The organism is Psychrobacter sp. 1U2 (assembly GCF_051847575.1).
The window spans coordinates 1-1,052 of record NZ_JBPYDC010000466.1 but is presented as its reverse complement, the minus strand read 5'-3'; the positions used below and the strand labels follow the sequence as shown (position 1 = coordinate 1,052).

The 1,052-nt window shown below is 38.8% G+C and carries 1 protein-coding gene and 1 pseudogene; both read left to right on the top strand.

What is annotated here, in order from left to right; translation table 11 throughout:
• Positions 1-70: 70 nt before the first annotated feature.
• Positions 71-562, top strand: coding sequence for a hypothetical protein (locus ACS8FD_RS16610; protein ID WP_439262108.1), 492 nt, complete (start codon positions 71-73; stop codon positions 560-562).
• Between the two features lie 255 nt (positions 563-817).
• A pseudogene (locus tag ACS8FD_RS16605) lies at positions 818-1,052 on the top strand (hypothetical protein); the annotation flags it as partial.

Below are 1,052 nucleotides of genomic sequence, written 5' to 3'. Positions count from 1 at the left end.
TGTTCAACTCAATATATAAATAACTGATGTGTTTATTCGTCAATGGGTAGCAATCGATAGGTAATAATGCATGTTAAAGCTAACCAATGACGGTGCCAAGATTACCTTACACGGCCAGCCACCCGCAGGGGATAATGGACTGTTTTGGTTTGGGTCAGCGTTATTAATTGGTGCCGTAGCAGTGGCATTGGCAATGAGTATATTGCCGGAGCGCCTAGCGATTGGCGCGCTGGCTTTTTTGATTGTAGGCAGTTTTATCTTTAATCGAAAACGACAACAGCGTAAAAAATCTATGAGCGGCAATATCAGTAGCGGTGTCTTATGGGTACGTGTAGGCGAGCTGGTACACGATAATAACGGTCGACGCGACCATATTACTCTAAGCGATGGTGATAAAGTTACCTTGTTTGGCGAGCAGCTCCAAATTGTTGATACAGATAACGTACGTAAATACCATATCAGTGGCTTCGATACTGTCCAAGAAGCGCAAGCGACCAAAGCGATATTAGAAGGACAAGCCCTCAATAAGCGTCATGTTAATATTAAAATGAACGGGGATTAAGCCTTTTATTAAACGATTTATCAAATGATTTTTAATCAGCGATTTTTAAAAAAAGCCATCTGTAAATAGATGGCTTTTTCTTTATTATTTTTTTACAGACCATTTCCAATCTACCTTTTATCTTGCTTTTTGTACCTTTCATCATTTAAAAGTGTTGAATAAAGCTTGCAGCCTCTTACCTAAATGGTTTATAACTAAAAACTAAGGCGTGTTGAATATTCATCAACACTATTGCTGTCTTAAAAGGAGCTGGTCATGCCGCTATCGTCGGTTATTACCTCAGATAAAATAAATTTATATAAAGCTAAAATGTCATTGTATAAAGCATTGTGGTATCAAGTGTTGTCTACTCAAGCCAGCACTGTTAAAAAGTTTCCTATAGGGCCTTCTTTCATAAAAAGAACCTCTATTAGCGCGCTGTTGTTACTGTTGAGTAGTGCAAGTTACGTGCATGCCGATAGTATGAGCGATCTTATCGCACAAAAGACAG

Bases quoted from the DNA above. Each gene is read 5' to 3' on its own strand.
- ACS8FD_RS16610 (WP_439262108.1), top strand. From the start codon at position 71: ATGTTAAAGCTAACCAATGACGGTGCCAAGATTACCTTACACGGCCAG.